General features: G+C 45.3%; 1 protein-coding gene and 1 pseudogene. One reads left to right on the top strand and one right to left on the bottom strand.

Annotated features, from left to right (window positions below):
* Positions 1 to 27 precede the first annotated feature (27 nt).
* Positions 28 to 1008 (top strand): phosphoserine phosphatase, encoded by a 981-nt coding sequence (serB, locus tag R7E00_RS22925; protein ID WP_021486796.1) that lies wholly within the window; start codon positions 28 to 30, stop codon positions 1006 to 1008.
* 42 nt (positions 1009 to 1050) lie between these two features.
* On the opposite strand, the pseudogene R7E00_RS22920 reads toward serB, so the two are convergent.
* Positions 1051 to 1596, bottom strand: a pseudogene (locus tag R7E00_RS22920) (PilZ domain-containing protein); the annotation flags it as partial.

The following is a 1596-nucleotide window of genomic DNA, read 5'->3' as shown; positions in this document are numbered from 1 at the left end:
TTAGCAAAGTCATAAGGGATTATATACATGGACGCGTCAAAAAGCTTGCCTATCAGAAAACATACGACACTTTTAAACCGACTGCCCGAAACTCGATTTGCTACCCAGTTAGATAAAGCGAAAGCGAATTGGATCGTTTTTGCTGAATATCTTTCCCCTCGCCATTTTGAAGATATCGACTTCTTTACTGGTTTCTATAACCCGGTGTTAGAAACATGGAAAGTCGGTCAGTATGAAGTAGCATTGATGGCGGGCGAATTAACATCTCAACACGAAACCATCTTAAAAAGCCTCAACATTGATTATGCTTCTCTGAATGAAGTGCCGGATCTCTCTGCGCCTGGCTTAGTGGTGTTCGATATGGATTCCACTGCGATTCAAATTGAATGTATTGATGAAATTGCCAAACTGGCTGGAGTAGGGGAAGAAGTCGCCGAAGTAACTGAACGTGCGATGCAAGGTGAGTTGGACTTTGAACAAAGCTTGCGTCAACGGGTTGGTAAACTAAAAGGCGCAGATAAAGCAATTTTAGAACAAGTGCGTTCTGAGCTTCCATTCATGCCAGACTTTGAAGCGTTGATTGCGACCTTTAAAGCGCTCGGTTGGAAAACCGCCATTGCATCTGGTGGGTTCACGTATTTCTCTGATTACATCAAAGAGAAAGTCGGTCTGGACTTCGCTCGTTCAAATCAGCTTGAGATCATTGACGGAAAGTTAACTGGGCAAGTGATTGGTGACGTGGTATCTGCGCAAACCAAGTCCGATATTTTGGTTGAACTGGCGGATGAATACGAAATTGAACAGCATAATACCGTTGCCGTTGGTGATGGTGCCAACGACTTAGTGATGATGTCCGCCGCAGGCCTTGGTATTGCCTACCACGCGAAACCTAAAGTAGAGGCACAGGCACAAACCTCGGTGCGTTTTGCTGGGTTAGGTGGGGTGCTCTGTATTTTGTCTGGTGCGCTCGTGAAGCAGCAAAAAATCAGTTGGAAAGCGAAGCCTTAATAGAATCAGAAAGAAAAACACCGCCTATCTTGGCGGTGTTTTTTATTCCGTTAGTTCAAGTCGCACGACGACTTCTTCGGTTATGTCTTCAAACTCGCTGTAGCCAACCAAAGCCGTCAGCTCCTTTTCTAGTTTACTGGCTTGATGAACGCCAAACTGAGTAAGGTCACTCAAGTCCTGTCGTAGCAGCGACGTCATAGGATCAAAAATGGGTGCGGTGGACATTCGAAATACATAGAAATCGCCCATCATGCGCGCTTTTTTGATGAACTGAATTCGCTCTTTCACGCTATTAAATTCTTGGTGCAGTTTGGATTCGATAGCAGTGATCTTATTGCCGATTTTCGCCGCACTAATGTAGATGTCTTGGTGTCTTGCTTGTGCTCCGTCGACACGCTTAATTGGTTCTGCGATCAGCGTGCTAGAGCGGCCTTTAAAAATTGGCTCTAAAGAGAATTTTTGGTCGTGACCTAAGCGCGCAAACAACTCAATGTGTTTTGGCAACGGCAGGTTCACCCCAACCACCGGAGTTTTTAGTGCCGACGCTGTACTTTTGCTGATAAAGATAGGTGTGCTTAACGTCCTTGA

This window comes from Vibrio sp. Vb1755 (assembly GCF_033338635.1).
In the GTDB taxonomy this organism is placed as follows: Bacteria; Pseudomonadota; Gammaproteobacteria; order Enterobacterales; family Vibrionaceae; genus Vibrio; species Vibrio alginolyticus.
The sequence above is the reverse complement of the archived record's forward strand: the minus strand, read 5'-3'. Positions and strand labels throughout refer to the sequence as shown.